Origin of the sequence: Microbacterium sp. E-13 (genome assembly GCF_049912955.1) — a bacterium.
Lineage (GTDB): Bacteria > Actinomycetota > Actinomycetes > Actinomycetales > Microbacteriaceae > Microbacterium.
The window spans coordinates 3,904,051-3,928,295 of the sequence record NZ_CP183973.1; the positions used below are offsets into that span (position 1 = coordinate 3,904,051).

General features: G+C 72.5%; 12 protein-coding genes. 11 read left to right on the forward strand and 1 reads right to left on the reverse strand.

What is annotated here, in order from left to right; all coding sequences use genetic code 11:
- The first annotated feature begins 45 nt into the window (after positions 1 to 45).
- The 11 genes from ACN9MP_RS18120 to ACN9MP_RS18170 all read left to right on the forward strand — a co-directional run bounded on the left by ACN9MP_RS18120 (position 46) and on the right by ACN9MP_RS18170 (position 23,194).
- Positions 46 to 2,484: a hypothetical protein gene (locus tag ACN9MP_RS18120; RefSeq protein ID WP_426322510.1), complete on the forward strand. Its 2,439-nt coding sequence runs from the start codon at positions 46 to 48 to the stop codon at positions 2,482 to 2,484.
- On the forward strand, positions 2,481 to 4,805 hold the full coding sequence (locus ACN9MP_RS18125) for a RyR domain-containing protein (RefSeq protein ID WP_426322512.1): 2,325 nt from the start codon (positions 2,481 to 2,483) through the stop codon (positions 4,803 to 4,805). The genes ACN9MP_RS18120 and ACN9MP_RS18125 overlap by 4 nt, the downstream gene beginning before the upstream one ends.
- 128 nt (positions 4,806 to 4,933) lie before the next feature.
- Entirely contained in the window at positions 4,934 to 5,635 is a 702-nt protein-coding gene (locus ACN9MP_RS18130; RefSeq protein ID WP_426322513.1) for a peptidoglycan-binding protein, read from the forward strand.
- 81 nt (positions 5,636 to 5,716) lie between these two features.
- Entirely contained in the window at positions 5,717 to 7,942 is a 2,226-nt protein-coding gene (locus ACN9MP_RS18135; RefSeq protein WP_426322515.1) for a hypothetical protein, read from the forward strand.
- Positions 7,943 to 8,207: 265 nt separating this feature from the next.
- Positions 8,208 to 9,425: a hypothetical protein gene (locus ACN9MP_RS18140; protein ID WP_426322516.1), complete on the forward strand. Its 1,218-nt coding sequence runs from the start codon at positions 8,208 to 8,210 to the stop codon at positions 9,423 to 9,425.
- A 145-nt stretch (positions 9,426 to 9,570) separates the two neighbouring features.
- Entirely contained in the window at positions 9,571 to 9,777 is a 207-nt protein-coding gene (locus ACN9MP_RS18145; RefSeq protein ID WP_426322518.1) for a hypothetical protein, read from the forward strand.
- 167 nt (positions 9,778 to 9,944) lie between these two features.
- Positions 9,945 to 10,697 (forward strand): hypothetical protein, encoded by a 753-nt coding sequence (locus ACN9MP_RS18150; RefSeq protein ID WP_426322519.1) that lies wholly within the window; start codon positions 9,945 to 9,947, stop codon positions 10,695 to 10,697.
- 5 nt (positions 10,698 to 10,702) lie between these two features.
- On the forward strand, positions 10,703 to 11,740 hold the full coding sequence (locus ACN9MP_RS18155; RefSeq protein ID WP_426322521.1) for a WD40 repeat domain-containing protein: 1,038 nt from the start codon (positions 10,703 to 10,705) through the stop codon (positions 11,738 to 11,740).
- Entirely contained in the window at positions 11,737 to 14,631 is a 2,895-nt protein-coding gene (locus ACN9MP_RS18160) for a DUF6603 domain-containing protein (protein WP_426322523.1), read from the forward strand. Before ACN9MP_RS18155 ends, ACN9MP_RS18160 begins: the two co-directional genes overlap by 4 nt.
- Complete coding sequence (locus ACN9MP_RS18165) at positions 14,628 to 17,282, forward strand: hypothetical protein (protein ID WP_426322524.1); 2,655 nt, start codon at positions 14,628 to 14,630, stop codon at positions 17,280 to 17,282. Before ACN9MP_RS18160 ends, ACN9MP_RS18165 begins: the two co-directional genes overlap by 4 nt.
- Positions 17,279 to 23,194, forward strand: a complete 5,916-nt coding sequence (locus ACN9MP_RS18170) for a hypothetical protein (RefSeq protein WP_426322526.1) — start codon at positions 17,279 to 17,281, stop codon at positions 23,192 to 23,194. Before ACN9MP_RS18165 ends, ACN9MP_RS18170 begins: the two co-directional genes overlap by 4 nt.
- 561 nt (positions 23,195 to 23,755) lie before the next feature.
- On the opposite strand, the gene ACN9MP_RS18175 is transcribed toward ACN9MP_RS18170, so the two are convergent.
- On the reverse strand, positions 23,756 to 24,118 hold the full coding sequence (locus ACN9MP_RS18175) for a hypothetical protein (protein WP_426322527.1): 363 nt from the start codon (positions 24,116 to 24,118) through the stop codon (positions 23,756 to 23,758).
- Positions 24,119 to 24,245: the final 127 nt, after the last annotated feature.

Here is a 24,245-nt window from a genome sequence, read left to right on the forward strand (position 1 = left end):
GTCGCGTCGCTGCTAGCATCGCGCTCAAGTCCGCTGGGGGGCAGGATGCGACGACGGATCCGGGAGTTCCTCGTGGCGATCATCGCGGTCGCCGCGCTGGGCTCCGGTGCGCAGGCGGCGGGTGCCGACGCCACGGATGCCCCCGACCCGCGCGAAGACGCGTTCGTCGCCTGGCGCCCGGTCGACGGCGACTCCTCGGCCGGGCTCTCCGCAGTTCAGGAGTTCGGCCAGGAGGAGCTGGGCGACTGCACCAGCGGGGCGTTCCGGGACTGGACGCTTCCGGCGGGCGGCGCCGCCGAGCTGTTCTGGATGAACTGCGGCTCCCCGGATGCGGCCGCGGCCCGCGTCCGCGCCGAGTGGACGGACGACTTCGCTCTCTTTCCTGCTCCGGATGTCGCTGCTGCCCTCGACGGCGACTCGGAGCTCACCGCGCGGTTCACGGGAGACGACGGCGAGACGGCGCTCCTGCGGATGTGGGCCCAAGGCGAGTACGCCATCGGTGTCAAACGCACTTGCCCGCAGGGGGATCTCGGGTGTCAGGACGCGAGCGCGCGCGACGTCCGGTCCGTCGCCTCGATATCTCCCGGCGCGCCGAGTCCGATTCCGCCCGTCGAACCGGATGCGAAGGATCCCCTGCGCGGCTTCTCTCCCTCGGATGAGGACGGGCCCTGGACTCTTCGCTACTCCAAACCCGCCGACTCGACAGTCGTCGGCGGGGATGCCCGATGCGGAGAGGGGCGAGGAACCCAGTTCGTCAACCCGAGTGGCGACGTGGTCGGGCTGTGGTGGGTCGATTGCCCGACGCTCGAGCGCGCGCAGGAGCTGGCGGCCGACTACTGGCGCACCGTGCAGAACGAAGGGCTCTCGTTCGTCTACGGATCCGGCTGGGACGGAGTCACGCGAATCGAGGCGGGAAGCCAATCCCGTATCGCCCGGTGGTGGATCCAAGGACAGCGGTATCTCCAGATCGACCAGACCTGTGCCGACGGTGACGAGAGCCGTTGCGCCACGCGCACGGCCGCGTATCTGCAGACCATCGCAGGGTCGATGCCGACAACCGTCCAGCCTCTCACCGACTGGAACAAGGCGCTCTCCGCGCTCGTCATCCTGCTCGGCGTGCCGATCGCCACGTACCTGGTGATCCTCATCCCGCGGCGCGTCGTTGCGCGTCGGCGACAGCGCGAACTGCCTCCGGCGTCGGAAACGGACGCGACCCTCCCCTTCATCCCGGTGGACCGGCTCGTGCGGCGAACCCGCACCGGACGTACCGTTCGCCGCCTGATCATCGTCGTGCTCGGGACGATCGCATCGTTGGCGGTGGTCTGGGCAGGGCTGTTCAGTCAGCAGTTCGTCCTCCAGCTGTTCGCCCTGTTCCTCGGCCCGTTCCTCGTCTTCTTCGCGATCGCCGGCATCCTGGATCTGATCTGGAGGCCGCACCGGCTGGTGCGACCGCCTCGTCGTCGAGGTCGCCCGTCGCTGCGCGGAGCAGCCGGGCTGCTCCTCCGTGGCGTCGCATTGATCGTCGCGATCTCGATGCCCGTGCTGTACCTGCTCGCCGTGTTGTTCATGTGGTACTACGGTCAGCAGTCCGATGCGGCGTTCCGCGCCGAGACCGCCCAGGCGCTCGCGCAGGCCGATGGGACGGGGATGCTGCTGCCCTACGCTTTGCTCGGGCTTCACGAGCTGCAGCAGAGCGGCTGGATCGTCGCGCTCTTCTTCGGGATGGTCGCGATCCCCATCTTCCTCGCGTACCTCGTCGATCGGGTGGGGCGGCGGCTGGCCCGGAGTTCTCTGCACGAGACCCTCGCGCGGGATGATCGCCCCCATTTCCTCTACTTGCGCGCCTTCGACGAAGACGGGCTGCGCATAGACGAGTCGCTCGGCCGACGGGGCTTTCTCGAGATCTTCTCGCCGTTCGGTCGCCCGCGATTCGAGGAGGTGCTGGCCGAACAGCTGAGTGCGTGGGGCCCGGTCATCGCGATCTCCGGAACGAAGCGGGCCATGCAGGATCTGGGGGCGGCCAAGATCTCGTTCGAGGGTGAGGAATGGCGCGACCACGTGCGGTCGTGGATCGGAGGTGCCCGCGCGGTGGTGCTCTCTGCCACGCCGAGCCAGGTGCGGGAGGGCCTGGACTGGGAGATCACGCAGCTCGCCACCAGTGAGGGCGCTCCCCCGATCGTCCTGGTGATCGCGCCCTGGCCCCGGGCGGAGCGCCAGCGCAGATGGGACGCGTTCCTCGCCAGCGCGACCCGGTGGGCGACGTTCCGCACACTCCTCGAGCGCCCGGCACCGTCGGCCACCCACATCATCACCTACAGCGGATCGCGCGGCTGGACGGCATACGGCGCCAGGCGGCGGTGGGATTGGTCGTACGCCGCATCGCTGCTCACCGCGATCGAGCGAGGCGACCTCGAGCCCTCGCCGGGTGCGGCCGAGTCCATCGACGCGCCGTCGCCGGCCGAGCGCGAACCGGAGCACGCGTGAGCCGCGAGGGACGGTGGCGAGCAGCCCGCCGCATCGGAATCGCGGTGTCGGCGACGGCGTGCGCCGCGATCGTGGTGCTGCTCGCCGTGGCGGCGCTGCGTCCCACGCGACCGCTCCCCGGGCCACTCGCCGCGTTCTGGGATCCGCGATCGTGGCCGGTCGTGACGATCGCCGTCGCGTGGGCGGCGCTGCTGGCCGTCTTCATCCTCGTGGGCCGACGTCGACCACAGACGGCACGGCCGTTGCTGGCCCTCGTCGCACTGGGCGCGGTGGCGGTCGCGCTGAGCTTCGCGTCGTACCTGCCGTGCTCAGGCGACGGCGTGTCGTTCTGGACGCCGCTCTCCTCGGCGTTCGCGGTCTTCGTCGGAAGCGCCCCCGAGCCTTTCGGGAACGTGGCGGGCTGCGCCGTCCAGGCCCCGCTCGCGCTCCTCGTGGCACGACTCGTCGCCATCGCCACCGTCGGCCTGGGATTCGTCGCCGCCGCGGCGGTGCTGTTCCGGTCGCAGCTCGACGTGCTGCGGATGCGGCGCGCCCGGTCCCGCATCGTGCTCGACGGCCCCCTCGACGTGACTCTTCCCGCCTCGGCCCGTATCCGCGCCCGTGTCGCGCGCGACACCCTCGTCGTCGTGCGGTCGGACGCCACCGATCCGCCTCCCCCCGTTCACCGCCAGCCGGGCATCGTGCTCCTGCGGTGGTCGGACCCACCGGATGCGGCGCTGCGCACACTGGCACTCCGGCGCGGACGCGTCGCGCTCGCGGCGCTCTACCTGCTGGGGACGGATGCCGGCACCAATCTGAGCCGCTTCGAGCGACTTGCGGTCGACCTGGGGTCCGCGGCATCCGCTCCCACCCGCGATGTCCGCGCTGTCGTGCGGATCGATGATGTCTGGGTCGCCGAGTACTGGCGCCGGGAGCAGGTCGATCGGCGCGGGTGGGCCCTCGACGCGATCAGCGTCTACGAGGTCACGGCGCAGAGACTCGTGACGCGCTGGAGTGAGGACGGCCACGACCGGGTCGCCCTGCACGGCGACCCCGATCTCATCCTCGCCATCGCCGCCGAGGTGGCACAACGAGGTCGGGAACTCGACGCGTGCCGGGGTCCGCGAGGGGCAGAGCCCCCGAGCGTCGTCATCGTGGGGCCGGGCGCCGCCGCCCTGCACCGGCAGCACGAGCTCCACCAGCGCGCGTTCGGCAACACCGCGGCCGGCATCGCCGCGCAGGAATGCGACGACGTGGGCGAAGGCTTCGCCGTCGCGCTGGCGGGGGCCCGGTCGCCGGCCATCATGACAGCGCCGCCGGCGGGTGCCGTGGCGCCGCGGCCGGCCGCGCTTGCCGCGGCGCACCCGCAATGGCCGGTGTACGCGCGCGTGAGCGAGGGTGGCGCGATGCCGAGCGAACCCGTGATGGAACGGCTCTATCCGTTCGCGATCGGCTTCGGCGAGGGGCGCTTCATCGACCGCTGGGAGCGGCTGGCACGCGTGGTGCACGCGAACTTCCTCGCCGACCATGGGATCGATCTCGACAACCCGGCCCGCCGGCCGTGGGACGAAGGATTGGGAGACTTCTACAAGGAGAGCAACATCCGCCTCGTGCGCACGACGCTGGCGTCGGCGATCGCGGCAGGCCGATCGTGGGGGCCGGTGCCGCCCGGGGCCGACCCTGCGGAGACGAGTCCGACCGCGGAGCAGCTCGAGTTCATGGCCGAACGAGAGCACGAGTCATGGCGCGCTGCGCTCACCGCGGCGGGATGGCGGCAAGGTGCTCGCCGCGACGACGGTCGCCGCATCCATCCGTCGCTGGTGCCGTGGACCGCGCTTCAGCAGGAGGCTCGAGCGAAGACGCGGCAGGGTGTCGCCGACTCGCTGGAGCTGCTGCGCGCGCTGGGGTACGCGTCGCGACCCAGCACGGCGGGAGTGGCGAACGCGCGTGGTGCCGCGAGTGGATCGGCGGGGACGAGCGGTCGACGGTATCGGCGTCGAGGCGAGGTGACGGCGAAGCAGGTGTCGACCCCGTGGAGCTGGGCCACCGAGTCCGGAAGCGTCATGCAGGCGAACGCCGGCGACTGGCGCGTCAGCAACGGCGACCGCACCTGGTCCGTGCGACCGGAGGAGTTCGCCGCGACCTACGCCGAGACCGCAGACGGCCGCTGGCGGCGGACAGGAACGGTGCGGGCACACCCCGCGAACGGCGCGGAAGTCGTCCACACGCTGGAGGGGCCCGCCTCTGCCGCGCCGGGGGACTGGATCGTCGAGGGCCCGGGCGGGGAGCGGTGGATCGTGCCCGCCGCGCAATTCTCCGGGTCGTACGAGCTCGACGAGTGACGCGCCCTCCATTTAGCGGCTGAGGGCCGGCCTCTGCAACCCCTTTCTTCGACCCGCGGATGTCGTGCATCTTCGAGTACGCGAGTCCGCACTCGCAGCCCACCGACCGCTGCACGGAGGAGAACACGTTGAGCACGGAGTATGAGCCCGAGTCGCTGTCCGCTGAGGAACTGGAAGCCGAAGGGGTGACCGCGCTGCCCGACAAGGAGGTGGCTTCCATCCTCGACCTCAACGCGGACCTGGATCTGGCGCTCGACGTCGCGGCCCCCATCGACCTCGCGGTGGCGGCGAATGCGAACGTGGCGGCACCCATCGACGCCGCGGTCGGCGCGAACCTCCTCTCCGCGGGCTCGAGCGCCCAGGCGCTGGCGGATCAGGGTGTGATCATCGACCAGGGCATCGACGGTGACGCGACGGCCACCTCGACCCAGGACAGCGGCATCGACCAGGGCGCCTCGACGGGTACCGAAGCCGCAGCGTCGCCGGCCGACGCCTCGCTGCCCGTGGACGGCGGCGCGCTTCCGGTCGACGGCGGCGCGCTTCCGGTGGACGGCGACACCCTTCCCGACGACCTCGGCTCGGCGCTCGACGGCGACCTGCTGAACGTCGATGTGAATCTCGCCGCAGATGCCGACCTGGCCGCCCCGATCAACGGCGCCGTCGCGGCGAACGCCAATGTGGCGGCGCCGATCGATGCCGCGGTCGCCGCGAACATCGGCTCCATCGACAGCGACGCGGTCTCCATCGCCCAGCAGGACGCGATCATCAGCCAGAACATCGAGGGCGAGGCGACCGCGACCGCGGACCAGCAGTCCGACCTGCAGCAGTAAGCGATGCTGCCGCCGCACTCGGCTGACCGACCTCTCGCACCCCTCTCGCCCACAGCGCCGCGCACAGCTCCCGCACGCCCCGTGCCGGCGCGCGCCGAAGGAGTCGAGCTCGTCGGCGAGATGAAGGGCTCGGGCTACCGCGAGCCGCCTGCCCTCGTCCGGCGCGCGGACGGCCAGGTGCTGCAGCTCACCCCGCTGCTGTACCGCGTGCTGGAATGCATCGACGGCACGCGGGATACGTCGCAGATCGCGGACGCGGTCGGCGCTGCGGAGCGTCGGAGGATCGCGGTCGCCGACGTGGAGAAGCTGATCGACGCACATCTCCTGCCCCTCGGTCTTCTCCGCCTGGCCGACGGGTCTCAGCCGGCGGTGAAGAAGGCCGACCCGCTGCTGCGGATGCGGTTCCGGGTCGCGGCGACGAGCGCTGAGGCGACGCGCCGGTTGACCCGCCCCTTCGGCGTGCTCTTCTCCCCGATGGTCGTGATCCCGGTGCTCGCCGCCTTCGCGGTGGTGTGCTGGTGGATTCTCATGGTGGAAGGGCTGGCAGCGGCGACGCACCAGGCGTTCGAGCATCCGCTCCTGCTCCTGCTCGTCTTCGCCGTGACGCTGGTGTCGGCCGGATTCCACGAGTTCGGGCACGCGGCCGCGGCGACTCGGGCCGGCGCATCGCCCGGCGTCATGGGTGCGGGCTTGTACCTCATCTGGCCCGCCTTCTACACCGACGTCACCGATTCGTACCGGCTGAGCCGGTGGGGTCGGCTGCGGACCGACCTGGGCGGACTCTATTTCAACGCCATCGTCGCGGTGGTGATGGCCGGGATCGGGTGGGTCACCGGCTTCGACGCGATGCTGCTGATCGTGGCGACCCAGCTGGTCATGATGGTGCGCCAGCTCATCCCCATCGTCCGCTTCGACGGTTACCACGTCCTCGCCGACGCGACCGGTGTGCCGGACCTGTTCCAGCGCATCGGCCCGACCCTGCGGAGCCTGCTTCCCTGGCGCTGGAACGACCCCGAAGCCCGGGTCCTCAAACCGGCGGCTCGAGTCGTCATCACGACGTGGGTGGTGCTCGTCGTGCCGCTGCTGCTGTTCACGGCACTCGCGCTGGTGCTGGCCTTCCCGAGGCTGGTCGGCACCGCGTGGCGCGGCATCCAGGATCAGACCGCCATGCTCGGACGGGGAGCAGCCGCAGGCGACTTCGTGGCGGCCGGCGGGCACGTCCTGGGCATCCTCGCGATCGCGATCCCCGCTGCGGGCATGATCTACCTCCTCGTCCGGCTGGTCAGGCAGCTGTGGCGTTCCGCGTGGGTCCGCACGGCTGACCGCCCGGTGCGCCGGACCCTCGCGGTCGCCGCGCTCGTGGCACTGTTCGCAGCGGTCGCCTTCGCGTGGTGGCCGGACGCCCACCGGTACCGGCCCATCCAGCCGTACGAGTCCGGAACCCTCGGCAGCGCCGTTACGCCGTTGGCTCCGCAGGCCTCTTCGCTCCGCGAGGGACAGCAGGGGTCCGCCGTCTCCGTCGTCGCCGGTGACGCCGCGCTGCCAGGGCCGGACGAACCCGTGCTCGCCGTCGTGCTCGTACCCCGTGGCGGCGGCGAGCCGTCATGGGTGTTCCCCTTCCCGAAGCCGGACGCCCCGGCGAACGACGACACGCAGGCGCTCGCCGTCGCGACGGCTGACGGCTCGGTCGTGTATGACGTGGCCTTCGCACTCGTCTGGGCCGACGATAACACCGTCGCCACGACGAACGAGGCGTACGCCTTCGCGAGCTGCAGAGGCTGCGCAGCCGTGGCGGTGAGCTTCCAGGTGGTTCTGATCGTCGGCCAAGCGGATGTCGTCGTGCCGCAGAATCTCTCGGCCGCGGTCAACTATCAGTGCGTGGAGTGCGTCGCGTTCGCGCTCGCCAGTCAGCTCGCGGTGACCCTCGACGGCCCGCCGGATGCGGAGACGATGGCCGCGCTCCAACGGGTGTGGGAGGAGATCGCCGCCTACGCCCAGTCGATCCCGGGCAGGCCGCTGGCGGAGCTGACCGACGCGCTCAACCGCTACAAGGCCGAGGTTCTCGAAGTCCTGCAGGGTGCCGGCGGCGCCGGAACGCCCGGGACGATAGAACCCACGCCTACCCTGACGCCCTCGCCCGCCGCCACAACGGCCGGCCCGGCCGAGCCCGACGACTCCCGCACGCCCGTGCCACAGCCCGATCCGGCCGATCAGGGCCCCGCCCCGACGATCGCTCCCTCGACAGCGCCGACCAGGACCCCTGAACCGGCTCCATCGGCGTCTCCCAGCCCCACCGTGGAGCCGTAGCGCGCGGGCGGTAGGACGCGTCATCCGGTCTGCACTGCCCGCGCGGTCCGTAGAGGTGGCAGCTGTGGCCGGTGGGAGGTGGGCCACGCGGCCGCGGGTGCCACTTCGGCCCGCGCGCGGTCGGTAGAGGTGACAGGTGTGGCCGGTGGGAGGGTGGCCACGCGGCCGCGGGTGCCACTTCGGCCCGCGCGCGGTCGGTAGAGGTGACAAGTGTGGTCAGCTGCGCAATGTGCAGTCGAGCCCGATCCCGCGCTAGGGTCCAATCGTGGATGACCTGCGCCCCGACAGGCCTGACGTGGGGCTTCCGCCGTCTGCTGGGGTCGTTTCGGATCGACCCTCGATCACGGATGCCGCACCCCACGCTCCACGCACGGGCAGGCTGTCGGCGCCTTGGGTGATCGTGCTCGTCATCGTCGCCGCCGTCGGCGTCATCGCGGGTATCCACCTCCTCGCGAACCGGTCGTTCGACGCAGCGCTCGCGGAGCAGCGGTCTGCCACCGCGAGACTTGGCGACGAGATCGCCGTGCTCGCCACGGCTACCGACGACGCCGTGAGAACGGTTGAGGCGTCGCGGGCGGTCATCGATCACGCGGCGGATGACATGGTCGATCCGGCCGCCCGTACCGTGCTGGCAGAGGCGACGGCCACCCTCGGCGCCGCGGTTGCCAGGGCAGAGGCTCATCTCGCCGAAGAGATCCCCGGCTTGCCGGCGAAGCCGATGTGGACGTGGGAACTGCTCGCCGCGATGCCGCGTATCGAGGCGACGACGACGGGGCTGAGTGCGCTCGCCGCCGACATGCGGACTGCTGAAGAAGGCGTCGACCAGGCCGATCGCGACGTCGTCGATGCGGCGGCCACTGTGTACGCATCGGTTCCCGCGGCGGCGGCGCAGCTCGAGGCCGCGAACGTGTCTGCGGTGAACTTCGTCGTGCTCGACTTCCGCGAGGACGCCGAGAGTGCCGCCGACCAGACGCTGGTCGGATCCCACGCTGCGGTCGCATTCCGGGACTACGCCTACTCGGTCGCGGCTCTGAAGACATCGGCGCAGAACGAGCTCGCCGAGAAGGCCGGCCCGCTGATGGCGACGAGGCTCGAGATCGAGGCCTTCGCCCGCTCCATCTCGGGCGGGGTTCGTCTCGACTTCGACTGGGCGCCGACGGTGCTCGGTATCGGCGGTTCGCGGGGTATGGCCGGCACAGCGACCTGGGTCCCCATGCGCGGCGGCTTCTCGACCATCACGCTCTCCGACTCCGTCGCCGAGAACTGGCCATCGGCCGATGCGAGAGCCCTCGTCGCGCACGAGGTCGGGCACTCGATCACCGCCAAGTGCAGCCACATGTTCGACTCCGCGAACGACGCGGCCAACGAACAATGGGCGACCGCCTGGGCGATCAGCATGGGCCATGTCGCCGAAGGCAACGGCACCCAGGCCTACGGCTACCCGCCCGCCGAGCTGATCGCCACCGCCGCCGCCTGCCGCTGACCCGCGACTCGCCGGATGCCTGCACCCGCACGGAGGCGGTCGTGTCAAGGCCCAGGCGGATTCCCCTGATCGCGACTTAGGTGGTCGGTGTGCAGCACCGCGTCCACCCGGGAAGCTGAGGCCCCGCGACGGAATGAGCACCACGGTGACGCAGCGGATCGAGATCCTGTACGGCGACGACACGTTCTATGTCGTCGGTCGGGACATCGGCGCCGTACGGGCCGAGATCGCCGACGCATGCGAAGACGGCGGCCGCTGGATCAGCGTGCTCGCGGACGGCGGCCGCAGCACCGCCCTGCTGATGATCAGCCCGCGCACGCGCATCACGCTGACAGCACTCCCCGACTCCTGAATCACGGATGCTGCGCCCCCACGCGGTGCGTGGCAGCCGGCTGCGACGCAGGAGCCTTGCGCAGGCACGCGGAAGAGGAGGAACGTATGGGGCAGTGCCGGAGGCGATCACCCCCCAGGGGGCGGGGCAGGTGACGGGGACTCACCTCCGGAGGAGTGGGGTGGCCGATGGTGCACGAATTCCGATCGCCGCGTTTCGCGGGCGATCCGCTGCTGGTCGACATCCTCAACGACCCCGACACCGGGACGAAGAAGCTGCAGGCGGGGAGCCCTGCCGAGAGTGTCAGGACGCTTCAGGAAGCGCTGTTCGATCTGACCTGGAACCTGAAGACCGCTCAGCCGCTCCTGCGCGAACGGTCCGAGTTCGTCGTCGGCATCTACGGGCCGAAGACGACGGACGCCGTCACGGCGTTCAAGACGCGGTACGGCATCCACTTCCCGCCGTCGGCGCCGACCGGCTTCATCGACGGCTTCGCCGGACCGCGCACGCTCGCGAAGCTCGACGAGGTGTGCGTCGTGTTCGACGCGTGCGTCGCCGCGATCGAGGCGAAGGCGCGGCAGCTGGTCGACAACGGAGTGGACGTGGTGATCACGCCCAGCGAGCACCGGACTTTCCCGATCGAGCGGACGTCGGGCACCTTCACGCCGGCGCACATCGCCGGAGCGGCCGGTGCCATCTTCTTCAAGCGCGGTCTGGGCGAGGCGAGCGAGGTGCACGGCAACATCTTCGACGCCTACCTTCCGACGTTCGCGGGCGGGCCGTTCGGCTTCCCGATCACCGACGAGGAGGACGTCATCGATCTGCCGGGCTTCCGGGCGTCGCATTTCGAGCACGGGCGGATGCGATGCGAGCTCGCCACCGGCGTCGTCGACCAGCTTCTGTCGGAGACCGTGCCGCCCGAAGCCGATCCGGTCTTCTGACGCCGATGACCGAGCCAGGCGCGAAGCTGCTGACCGTCGAGCACGACGGTCAGGTGAGCGCGATCTGCTTCCATCCCGACTCGTCCCTGCTCGCCTCGGGAGGCGGCAGCACGAGCGTCGCCGTGACCCCGGTCGGCCCGGGTCAGGAGCTGCGCATCGAGAGCATGGGCTTCGTGGCCGATCTCGCCTTCTCGCCCGACGGCACGCGACTGGCGGTGGCGGACCTCGACCAGGTCGCCGTCTTCGAGGTCGCCGACGGCACACCGGTCTGGCGCGGTCCGCTGCAGGCCCAGACATCCGTCAACTCCGTCGTTTTCGCGCCCGACGGCGCCTCGCTCGTGGCGACCACGGACGACCACGTCTTCGTGCTGGATGCGCAGACGGGGACACGCGAGCGCGAGTTCGCGATCGAGCCGACGATCGCGGGTGCCGACCTCAGCCGGGACGGCCGGCTGATCGCGCTCGCGATCGACAAACGCCACGGCGGGAACCACGTCAATGCCGGCGCCGCCGTCGTCGTCGAACTCGACACGGGCACCGAGCGGAGCCGGCTGACGCCCGCCAACGCCGTGTTCGCGGTTGCCTTCAGCCCGCAGGCTCCCGACCCGCTCGTGCTGTGCGGCAGCGCCGACGGCACGACGCGCATGTTCGACTCCTCGTCGGGCGACGAGGTCTGGGAGGAGCGGATCGAGACCGGTGCCAGCACCCTCGGGATCGATCCGAAGGGCCGCTGGGTCGTCATCGGCAGCGCTGACGGCGCCGCGATGGTGCTCGAGGCCGAATCGGGTGTGCCCAGCGACGGGAAGGTGGCATTCGACGGCGCCGTCATGCACGTGGCCTTCGCGGGGAACGGAAAGTGGGCGGCCGCCGTGGGATTCTCGGACCCCGACGAGCGCGTCGTCGTCTTCCACGCGGAGACGGGCGCCAAGCGGTACGCCCTGCCCATCCCGGAGTGCCTGGCGCTGAGGTTCAGTCCGAACAGCCGCTGGCTCGCGCTCGGCCACTTCGGCAGCGCCGAGATCTACGACAACGGCGAGACATGACGCCCCAGGACCTGTGGCAGGAGCTCACGCGTCGCCTTCGCGACTACGCGACCGCGCAGGTTCGTGCGCTCGTCGGACAGGTGACGGCATCGGACGGGCTCCTCGGCGGCCGCCTGCTCGCGCCGATCGTGCCGCCCCCGGGCAATCCGCTCGTCGACCTCGTGCGCGACATCGCCGGCGACCTCACCGTCGACGGGCCGCTGCGGCTGCACGGATGGCGGCGCACGGCGGACTCGCCGTTCGGCATCGCGCTCGTGCTCGCCGACCCCGCCGACCCAGGCCTGCTCGCGGTGGTGGCGCTGACACCGAGGGAGGGCGCCGAACCCGTCATCGACGTGGTCGTCACGCCCGGTGGCGAGGTGCAGCTCCATCGCGACGTCGGCGAGTGGTCGGTCCGCGCGCGGGCGCGTACCGACGCGCCGTGGGACGTCTCGTTCGACGGTGGTGCGCCGGCGATGGCGCGGCCGGAGACGGCGACGGCCGGCATCCGGATCGCCCGCACCGTTCCGTTCCAGGCCGGGATGTCGTCGGGACCCGGTCTGCGGATCCGCGGGTTCTCGTGGGAGCTCGCGATCGGTCCGGGCGGGCCCGCCGGAAACACGCTGGTGCTGCAAGGCCTCGAGGTCTCGGCGCTGCCCGGCGATCTCGGCCGGCTGGTCGGCGCCGCCGCGGACGGCCAAGTGGCTCCGTCCCGTCCGGGCGGAGAGGTGATCACGCTGACCGGCGACCCGGTGCAGGGTCTGCGCTTCGCAGAGGGCGGCCTGCGGGCGGCGCTCCCGGTGCGCTTCGCCCTCCCCGGACTGCAGAGCCGAGGCATCGCGCTGACCCTCTCCGCCGACGGCGGACTGCGCATCGGCGTGCTCGTATCGCTCAGCGCCCGGATTCCCGGCGTTCCCCTCACGGCGCTGATCGACAACGCGGGGTTCACCCTGCCCCTCGAGCTTCCGGAGGGAGGCCGGCCGCGCCTCGGCGCGCAACCCGGGGAGGTCAGCCCCGACGGGATCGGGGTCAACCTGCAGCTTCCGCCCGTGAGCGGAGGCGGGGTCGTCCGCCGGTTCGACGACGGCAGCTACGCCGGCGTGATCGCGCTCGACCTGGGATTCGTCGCCGTGCAGGCCGTCGCCCGGTTCGGACACTCCCCCACGCGGTTCCTGGCCATGCTCGGCGTCGTGTTCCCGCCGCCGGGCATCCAGGTCGGATTCGGGTTCGCGCTCGACGCGATGGGCGGCCTGGTCGGCATCAACCACCGCATCGACGTCGATGCCCTGCGCGGCCTCGTGAGCGACGGCCATGCCGATCGCATCCTCTTCCCCGACCGCATCGTCGAGCGCGCCGACGAGGTGATCGGCGCGCTCTCGGCAGCCTTCCCCCGTGCCGCCGGCCGCTTCGTGATCGCCCCCATGGTGCGCATCACCTGGGGCGGAAGGATGGTGTCGCTCTCGGGCGCGCTCGTGCTCGAGCTGCCCGCACCCGCACAGGCCGTCATCCTCGGCCGGCTGGTCGTCGCGCTGCCCGACCCGGTCGCGCCGCTCGTGCGCCTGCAGGCGAGCGTGCTCGGACGCTTCGATCCGAGCGTTCCCGTCGTCGAGGTGCTCGTTTCGCTCGCCGGATCGTGGGTCCTCGGCGTCGCGGTACGCGGCGAGATCTACCTGCTCGTCCGCGGCGGCGACCAGGCGGAGTTCGTGCTCTCGGCCGGAGGGTTCCATCCCCGCTACCGCAGGCCGCCGGGAGTGCCCGCGCTGCAGCGTCTCGAGATGGACCTCGCCCCGGGCGGCCTGTACCGCATGCGCATGCAGGCGTACTTCGCCGTCACGTCGAACTCCGTGCAGTTCGGCGGCCAGCTGCACCTGCAGGCGATGATCGCGGGATGCGGCGTGGAGGGATGGCTGGGGCTCGACGCCCTCTTCGTCTTCGAGCCGGTCTTCTCGTTCTCGGTCGCCATCCGCGCCGGCATCGCCGTACGGGCGTTCGGGGTACGACTGGCCAGCGTCGGCCTCAGCTTCACCCTGGAAGGTCCGACCCCCTGGCACGCGTTCGGCAGCGGAAGCGTGTCGGTGCTCTTCTGGGACGCGAGCCTCGACTTCGACATCGAATGGGGCGAACGCCCCGCCGTGGCGGCGGGGCGTCTTCCCCCCGACCGGATCCCCGCCGACCTCGCGACGGCGATCGGCCGGCCGAAGTCATGGGTCGCCGAGCGCCCGCCCGACGAGCGCACCGGGCTCACCTTCACCCGCGCCGCCGCCGACGCGATGGCGGCGGGGTCGCTGGTGCACCCCGATGCGGTGCTGCGCGTCGACCAGGCGGTGATCCCTCTCGACGTCGACTTCGGCCGGTACGGCCGTCGCGTCGACGACCAGCGCTGGTCGATCGCGGAGGTGCGCGTCGGCACGGCGGCGCTGGTTCCGACGCCGCAGACGGCGCTCTACACGCGGTTCGTGCGCGGTCAGTTCTTCGTGCTCGACGAGGACGAGCAGCTCACGGCCCCGCCGACGGCGGTGCACGCCAGCGGCACCCGTGTGCAGCCGGCCGGGGCGGCGACGGGCGCCGGCCACCTCGTGGATGACGGCTATGAGACGGCGTACGAGCCCGAGCAGCCGCGCGACCGGCTGCCGTGGCAGGGGTCGCTGCGCGACGAGATCGCCATGAAGTGGATCGCGGGCGAGCGCCTCGCACGCTGGCTCGCCGCCGACGTCGGCGTGCCGCGGATCGCGATGAACGCCCCGACCCTGCGCGTGGCCGTCGACGCCCCGGTCGTCGGCCTGGTCGTCGGCGCACCGGCCACGGTCCCCGTCGAGCTCGCACCCGACGACGATGCGTGGCGGATGCTGCGCGCCCAGGCGCGCACCGCCCCGGGCGCTCAGCGGCTGCTCGAGAGCTGGGAGCTGCCGTGAGCCGCCGGTGGTTCTTCTCCTTCGTGCGCCAGGGTGTCGCCGCCGGGGTCTCGGCGAGCGCGAGCGTGACGCCGGAGGTGCGGTTCACCCGTCGGGTGGGTGGGGCACCGCGTGCGGATGAGGTCGTCGCGCCGGGTCCGCCGCTGCGGCTCGCGAGCGCCGACGATGTCGCGGCCCTCGCCGATGGGCTCGTCTGGCGCGAGGAGCCGCCCGCCGGCACACCCGCCGCTGCCGAGCACGTGCTGGCGTCGCTCGAGTTCTCCCACGCCGACCTGCCGTGGCTGCTGTCGACCCGGTCTGCTCGCCCGCCGAGCGGCGCGGCCGATCAGCCGCTGCCCTGGCTCGTGCTCGTCGTCGTCTCGAGCGCGGAGTCGGCCCCGCCGCGCGATGCCGATCCGGCGCCGGTTCTCACGGTGCCGACGTCGGCGCTGCCCCCGCTCGACGAGAGCTGGGCGTGGGCGCATGTCGAGGCGAGGCTGCCCGACGAGATGGACCTCTCCGCCGCGACGGCCGCCGTCGCCGCGGCGGTGCGCACCCGATCGGGCACGGTGGTCTCCCGGCTGCTGTGCCCCCGCAAGCTCACTCCCGACACCGACTGGATCGCCGCGGTCGTGCCCGCGCCCTCGTCAGGTGCGTGGCCGAGTCCCCCGGCCGGCACGGACGCGATCGGGTTGCGCGTGCTGCACTGGTGGCGGTTCCGCACCGGCGAGAGCGGTTCGTTCGAGGATCTGGCGCGCCGCCTCAAGCGCGCCGACGCGCACGCTCTCGGCCTCGGCGCCAGGAGCGTCGATGTCGGGGCGCCGTTCCCCGACGACCCGCTCCCGGCCGGCCCGCCCCCCGTGGACGCCCGGCCGTCGGTCGGTGTCGATGGCGCGCTGCGCGCACCCGGGCCGCCGGCGGTCGAGACGTGGACGGACCCGGCGGCGCAGGCCGCCTTCCGGCGGCGACTGGCGGTACTGCTCAATGCGCCGGCGATCCGGCGCGAGACGCTCGCACCGGAACCACCCGATGCCGAACCGGGCGAGGAGGGGCCGATCGACCGCGACGAGCTCGCCGTGGGTCCGCCGCTGTACGGCAGCCACCACACCGGCGAGCAGACCGTCGCCGACGGCGGCGCCGGATGGCTCACCACCCTGAACCTCGACGTGAGCCGCCGGGTGGCAGCATCCCTCGGCACCCGCTATGTGCAGCTCGAGCAGGAGTTCCTCATGGCCCGCGCCTGGGAGCAGGTGGGTGAGATCCGCGAGGCGAACCGGGCGCTCGCCGCCGCCGAGCTGGCGGTCGCCGCCTCTCAGGCGGCCCGGCGCAAGCACGTCGAGCCGCTCGCCCCCCTCGACCTCGTGACCACGATGGCCCCTTTGGCGCGGCGTCTCACGATGCCGGGGGTGTTCATGAACCTCACCCCCGCGGGTGTCGGGCCCGAAGGGGACGCCGACGGCGCCCCCAGGGATGAGGCGGAGGCCGGGCCCGAGCGCCTCCAGCCGTCGACGCTCTCGGCAGTGATCGAGACCTCCCTGGTGCCCGATGGCGCGACGAGCACCGCCTACGCGCGCCTCACCCGCAGCACCGGGGCGCTCGCGCGCCGTGCCGAGCGCATCCGTCCCGGCGCGATGGACCGCTCGAAGCTGGAGAGCGACCTGCCCGTCGAGGCACCCGGCCTGGCCGCGCTCGCCGGAGGCGGCCCGCCGCCGACCCTTGCCGGGGTGATCACGAGCGCCACTGATCCGCTCGTCCTGCAGCTGCGGCGAATGACGGATGTCGTCGGCGCACCGGAGCTGGGCACCCGCAGCCCCGTCGATGAGCGGCCGCTCGCGCCGATCCTGCGGCATCCGCAGTTCGGTATCGCGATCGGCGAGGAGCTGCTCGCGCGATGGCCGGACTGGGCTCTGCCGGGTGTCGGCGTCGTGCCGGACGAGTCCGTCATCGTGCTCGAGACCAATCCGCCGTTCGTCGCGGCGCTCCTGGTGGGCCTCAACCACGAGTTCAACCGGGAACTGCTGTGGCGCGAGTTCCCGACCGACCAGCGCGGCACCCCCTTCCGGCGGTTCTGGCCGACCCCCGGCGACGACATCGACGAGATCGCCCGCTGGCCGCTCGATGGCACGCTCGGCAGCCAGCTGACGAGCGGTGTCGAGGGGAGCATCGTGCTGCTCCTGCGCGGAGAGGTGCTGCGGCGGTTCCCAGCCGCGGCGCTGGTGGCGATCCGCGGTCGGAACGGCCGGGTTCCCGACGATGTGGCAGGGGGCGTGCACGGTCTGCCGATGCCGCTCGACGACTCGACGACGCTCTTCCTGTTCAGCGGCATCAGCGAAGAACGGGCCGTCGCCGAGGACTGGTTCTTCGTGCTGCGCGAGCCGATGCGTGCGACGCAGTTCGGCTTCGACCTGCAGGTGCGCAACGCCGACGGCACCGTCGCCGCCGATCAGGGCCGCATGTCGTCGTGGGCCGACCTCACCTGGCCGCGGCTGACGCTCGACGGCGGCAGATTCGTGCGCGTGAGCCCGCCGCCGCCGACACCGGTGCCGCAGCCGGGTGATCCGCCCGTCCCCGACCCCGCGGTGTGGGGCGCCGAAGCCGCCGACATGGCGCGCATCGCGTTCCAGCAGCCCTTCCAGCTGGCGTTCCGCGCGAGAGACTGGCTCGCCCCGTGACGGTCGAGAACCCCCGCTTCGACACGTACCGGCAGGCCGATGCGCTCCGCGGCGAGTGGACGCGCGCGCAAGCCGAGGCGGACGTCCTCGCCGCCGCGGCCCTGATCGGCGCGCCGGCCGCCGGACGGGAAGAGCAGCAGAGCGCCGCAGACGCGCTGCGCGCCGCGCTGGAGAACGTCGAGGCGTCGATCGAGGGGCTGCTGGATGCCGAGGCCCCCCTCTTCGCGAGCGACAACGCCGACCCGATCGCTCTCCTGCCGCTGCGGGTCGAGACGGTGTGGTGGACGGAGAGCGGCCAAGCACCTCCCTCGGACGACCCCGACGCGCCGCCGGCGGAAGAGGGCGACGGCGACGCGCAGCCGACCCTGCGGGTGCGCGTCTACCCCGACGACCTGCACCTCGGGCATCTGGACACCCGCCTCACGGCCGAGGAGGCGGAGGCGGGCGCCGCCTACTGGCAGGATCCCACACCCGAAGCCTGGCAGGTGCTGCTCGAACGCGTGCGCCTGCGACGCGCGTCGTGGGTCGCCCGGGCCATGCACCCCGACGCGCCGCCGGCCGTGATCAGGGCCGACGACGCCCCGCCGCCCCCGCGCACGGTGACGATGCCCGACCGGTTCCGTTTCATCGGCTTCGCCGACGGGGCGGTGGTCGCGGACATGACGGGCCGCAGGATCCCCGATCCGCTGCCCATCGACCTGCTCGACGTCGACCTCAGCTGGACCATCGACTTCTTCGAGGCCCGCAAGGCCGGAATGGCGGTCGAGCTCGAGCTCAACGACGGCGTGGACCATCTCGACGAGCTCATCGTCGTCGGCGTGCGGGACGATCCCGCCACGGAGGGCGCCGCCCGCTTGCGCGACCTGCTCCGCGCCCACGCGTTCGGCACGGGCGTAGCCGCACTGCGCCCCGGCACGGCGACCAACAACACGCCCACCGTCAAGTCGGGGTGGTCGTCGCGGCCGCTGCTGCCGCAGCCGGGCGACGACCCGGCGGCCGGCGAACGGCCCGGCGCCGACGCCCTGGAGCGTGCGCTGGGTCTCGCCGATGCGGCCTTCCTGCGTGGTCTTCCGGGGATGGACGATGCCGAGCCGGCGGCGGTCGAAGGGCTCACGCTCCTCACGTGGGCCGCGCTCGCGGGCGGGTTCACCGACGCTGCGCGAACGCATGTCGACGTCGCGGGCGGCGGCCGGCCCAGCCGGCATGATCCGGCGCGGCCGTGGCGCAGCATCCGGGATCACGCGATCGAGCACGTGCGGAGCCGTGGCCCGCTCCCGAGCATCCGCATCGGCAATCAACCCTACGGAATCCTCCCCGCGTCATCGCTCAGCGGCTGGCGCGCACAGCAGGTCGGCGCGGCCGACACGATGCTCCTGCCGTGGCTGCTCCGCCTCCGCGAGACGTGGCGCACGTCGGTCGCACTCGTTCCGCACCTGGGCCAGACGGCGACCGGGAGGCCGCTCGACGACATCATGCTCGACGTCCTCGGCCGCAACCCGGCCCCCACCGGCCTCGCGATGGTGCGGATGTACGGCCCCGAAACGGCGGTGCGCCGGGCCGACCGGCAGCAGCCCACGCAGATCCGCGTGCCCGGCCTCGCGCCGGACGGCGCGCTGCGCTGGAGCACGGACTCGGACGCGTGGGCCGACCTGGGCTGGGACACGCCCACACCGCAGGAACTGCCCGACGTCGTGGTGCGCATGATCGACGGGCGCCCCGACATCGCGGCGGCGGCCGGGAAGACCGCCGACTACATCGCGCTGGTCCGCCGCTTCCTCGCCGGCGACCTCGCCGCCGAGGAGTACGTCGATGAGCTCACGACGATGTTCGGCGAAGGCGACCTCTTCGAGCGCGAGCTCACCGGCACGCTCTTCCACATGCCGCCCGGGAGCTATCTGCTCGAAGCGCTGCTGTCGACGCGCAACTGGGCGTTCCCGTCCGACGAGGACGACCCGCTCGCACTCGCCTTCGCCGCCCCGGATCTCGTGACGCAGATCGTCTCGACGACCCTCAGCGACCGGGAGCAGGGGCGTGATCCCGAAACCGACGAGGAACTCCAGGCGGAACTGACCGCGGCCAGACGATCGGCCGAGCCGCTCGCGCGCATCGAGGCGGCACTCCGTTCGGTGGCGGCGCTGACGCCCGCGCGGGTCGCCCACCTGCTGCTGGAGGTGATCGACGTCTACTCGCACCGGCTCGACGCCTGGATCACGTCGCTCGCATCGCGCCGGCTCGCCGAGGCGCGCGCCGGCGGGGCGACGGGCGTGCGCCTGGGCGCCTACGGCTGGGTCGAGAACCTGTCGCCGATGAAAGGACGGCTGCTCAGCAGCATCCGCGTCGACGAGCGCAAGGCGATCGCGTCGCTCAACGACGGCTACATCCACGCACCGTCGCTGCAGCAGGCGACGACCGCCGCGGTGCTGCGCTCGGGTGCGCTCAGCCACCCCGAGGAGCAGTCGACCTATGCGGTCGCCCTCACGTCGAGACGCAGCCGCATCGCGCGCTGGCTCATCGCCGGGGTGCGGCAGGGCCAGAACCTCGGGGCGCTCCTGGGCTACCGGTTCGAGCGCGCGCTCCACGACGCCGATCTGGACGACGAGATCCCCGGGTTCCGCAAGGCGTTCCCGGCACCCGTCGTGCCGGAGACCTCCGACGACGGCGAGCCGGTGATCGGGCAGAGCCAGGAGATGATCTCGGCGCGCAACGTGGTCGACGGCATGAAGCTGGTGCGCGACCCCGATGCCGCGTCCGTCGCCCAGGACGAGGCGAGGGTGCGGCCGATCGTCGCAGACATCGCGGCCGCGCTCGACGCCGTCGGCGACCTGCTCCTGGCCGAGAGCGTGCACCAGCTGGTGATCGGCAACACGGCGCGGGCCGGCCTCACCGCCGACACGCTCGGCCGCAGCGGCGAGGTGCCCGACTCGTTCCCGGTGCTGATCACGCCGCACCGGGCGCGGCCGCTGACGAACCGGCTCGCCGTGCTGCTCCCCGACGCGCCCGCCGCGCCCACCGGCTGGCCGGACGACGACCTCGGCCGGCTTCTGCCGTCCGTGGAGGCATGGGCCGCCCATCTGCTCGGCCCCGCCTCGGGCTGGCGCGTGGAGGTCTCGGCCGGCGGCGCGCCGGTGGAGACCGTCACCCTCGACGGGCTGGGTATCGGCGCCCTGTCGACCGTGATCGACGTCGCCTCGGCCAGCCCCGCGGTGCTCAAGGCCGCCTGCGCGGCGGCGACCGGAGCCGCCGCGACCGCGGATCTCGCCCTCGGCGGCCCCGACTGGGCGGCGCTGCACGGGCTCGCCACCCGCATCCGCGCGCTGCTCGCCGACGCGCAGCCGCTGCGGCCCGGCCACCTGCCGGGAGCGGTGGTGACGCCCGACCTGCTGCCGCTCCGGGAGCGCCTGCTCGCCTACGGGGACACCGCCGCGGTGCGCGCGCATCCGCGCGGGCCGTCGCTCGCCAAGGCCGTTCGCGCCCCCATCGGCGGGACCGCGGACGACCCCCGCCCGCCCGACGAATGGCTCGGGGTCGTCACCGCCGCCCTGGGCGAGGTGGTGGGCACGCCGCTCCCCATCGGGCCGGCGCTGACCGTCGACGACGGCCCGCACGCCTCCCACCGGGGCGTCGCGTCGACGGATGCGACCGCCTGGCTTGCGCGACAGGGCTCGGTGCGGGGCACGGCGCGGATGCTGTCCGACACGCTGCTCATCGCCGGCCTGCGCACCGCCCGCACGGAGCAGCTGGCCGCGGCGCAGCATCCGGTCCGCGACGGCGACGTGTGGGTCGGCGGGCCCTTCCGCTCGGGCGACGATCCCCCCGCAGCCGCGAATCGGCCCGCCGCCGACACGCACCTCGTCTGGCACGCGCCGCTCGAGCCGACCTCGAGGCTCACCGGCTTCGTGGTCGACGAGTGGGTCGAGCTGCTGCCGGGCGCCGACTTCATCCGCGAGGTGCCGGAGGGGTCGCCGCCGCTGACCTCGCCCGCCGAGTCGGAACTCACCGGGGTGGCGTTCCACTACGACCGCCCCGACGCGAAGGCGCCCCACGCCCTCCTCATCGCGGTGCCGCCCGATCCGCAGCGCGGCTGGACGCCCGACACGCTCGTGCAGGTGCTTCGCGAGACCGCGGAGCTCGGCCGGCTCCGCGGAGTCGACACCGCCGACCTCGCCCTCCCCGACACGAACGATCTGCTGCCCGCGATCCGCATCCCGTTCGACTCGGCCGCGGGGGTCGTGCTGGCCGACTTCGCCAACACGGCGCATGACCCGGATCCCGAGGGACCGCTCCGCCTCGAGCCCAACCACCGCTCGAGCGGGCGCGTCGACGAGGGCCTCGCGGCACGGGTGCACGATCCGCTGTGGCTGTTCACCCGGCAATGGCAGCTCGGCGAGTTCACCGCACAGGATGCCGCGTCGCCGGCGCTCGTGACGATCGCGGGGCACAGCGATCCGGTCACCGCGTTCCGGCCCGCCGGTTCGCACACGTGGACGCCGTTCGACCCGGTCGCCGCACCCCTCGACCCGATCGTCGAGGACGAACCGGAGGCGTCGCCGATCGATCTGCGCACCCGCGCCGAGGGCGGGGCGTATCTGCGAGCGCTGCTCGACGCGCACGGGATGGCGGATGCCGCCGCGGCGCTGCTTCCCACCCTGGCCCTGCGCGTCGACGTTGCCGACGCGACGCTCGTCGGGCTGGTCGGCGTCGTGGACGACCAGGCGGTCGACCCGGCGGGACGAGGCCTCCTCGACGGTGCGCTGGTCGCCCGGGCCATCGCCTCGGGCGCGATGGGCGCGGACCTGGAGCCGGTCAGCTCGAAGTGGCTGACCTGGTGGCAGCAGCGGATCGCCGACCACTCCCCCGACTGCTTCGACCCGCACCGGTTCGAGCATGCCGTCGAGCTCTCGGCCGGCGACGCGGTGCTGCGCGCCCCCGAGTACCTGGGCGATGGGCTCGACTGGCACAGCTTCGACCTCGACTCCTCCGCCGACGACGCCTTCGCGCCCGGCGCACCGTACGTCTTCTCCGACGAGTCGATCCCCTCGGTCGTGCGCTACGGGGGCATTCCGGCCGACCGGTTCTGGGAGATGGAGGACGCCCGCATCGACCTCGGTGCGACCGACGTGTCGACCCTCGACACCGGACGCATGCTGCTCATCTCGTTCGCAACGGTGTACGGCAACGACTGGTTCCTCACGCCGCTCGAGGTGCCGGCGGGCTCTTTGACGATGATCGACCGGATGCTGGTGCGCGACGTCTTCGGCCGGACGCACCTGCTCTCGCGCGCGGCGCGCGACGATCCCGAATGGTCGATGTTCGCACTCCACAGCGACGGCGAGCATCCGGCGGCGGCCGCGCTGCTGATGCTTCCGACGACGCAGGGGCTGGCCGGTCAGCCGCTCGAGCATGTCGGCCTCACCCGCGACGAGCTCGCCAACCTCGCGTGGGCCGTGCAGCACACGGTCACCGACGACCGGGGCGAGACCGTCGATGTGCGGGGGGCGTGGCTGCGCGCACGGGCGGACGACGGCGCACCGCCGGCGCCGGAGGCACCGGGTGCCGAGCCGGCGCCCGGCGGCGGGATGCCGGCCTACCGGGTGCAGACGACCGTGCCCGACTACTGGTTCCCGCTGGTGCCGATCATGGAGGCACCCGGGCGCATCCGCTTCCGCGTCGCGGCGATGAACACCGAGACGCCTCGGGCGGCGCCCGTGGGCCGGCTCATCGCGCCGGGCCTGTGGATCCACGAGGAGGAGGTGCCGCGCGAGGGTGCGGCCGTGCTCCGGCGCCCGGTGCTCGCGCGCTGGTTCGACGGCACGTGGCACAGCTGGACGCGTCGCGAGAAGACGGCGGGCACGGGCGAGAGCTCGAGCGGCCTCGCGTTCGACACGGTGCGGCCGACCGACCCCTGGCCGTGACCCGGAGGGCTCGGGTCAGGGGTCGCTCAGGTGGCAGGCGTGGTCGCTCACCGCGCCCCATGCGGCCACAACCGCCACCTCCGCCCGGCGTCGTCCCACCCAAGTGGCAGCAGTGGTCACTCACCGCGCCCCACGCGGCCACAACCGCCACCGCCGCCAGGCGCCGTCCCACCCAAGTGGCAGCAGTGGTCACTCACCGCGCCCCACGCGGCCACAACCGCCACCTCCGCCAGGCGCCGTCCCACCCAAGTGGCAGCAGTGGTCACTCACCGCGCCCCACGCGGCCACAACCGCCACCTCCGCCAGGCGCCGTCCCACTCAAGTGGCAGCAGTGGTCACTCACCGCGCCCCATGCGGCCACAACCGCCACCTCCGCCAGGCGCCGTCCCACCCAAGTGGCAGCAGTGGTCACTCACCGCGCCCCATGCGGCCACAACCGCCACCTCCGCCCGGCGAGGTCGCGCTCAGGTGGCAGGTGTGGCCTGATGCCCGGCTCGAGAATCGCCCCGTGCGCGCGGACAGGCATCGCCGACGGGACGCAGCTCAGGTGGCGATCGCAGGCTACCGGCCGAAGTACTCCCGGGCCCGCCGCGTGTAGAGCAGGATCAGGCCGATGATCGACAGGATCGATCCTGCCAGCGCCGACCAAAGGCTCTCGCCGTTGAACATGCCGAGCACCTCGAGCACGATGTTCGCGACGAAGACGATGGCGGCGATGGTGCGCGCGGTCGGGTTGCCCCGCCACAGCCCGATCCCCACGAAGAGGGTGACGAGGCCGATGACGAGGCTGACCCAGCCGAGGATGGCGGGCCCGCTGAAGAACCCGGTCGTGAAGATGATGATGATCGAGGCGAGGCTCTGAAGGAAGCCGGAGAGCCAGGCGATGATGGCGACGAGGGTGACGCCGAGGGGGCGCTGAGCCATGCATTCTCCTTCGGGTGGGTGCGCAGGTGCACCGGCCCTCACAGTAGCGGCGCTGGTCCCCCGAGCGCGATGCTCTTCTGGCTCCCCACTGATGCGGCGGCCGCGGCATCCGTGATCCCGCCGTTCT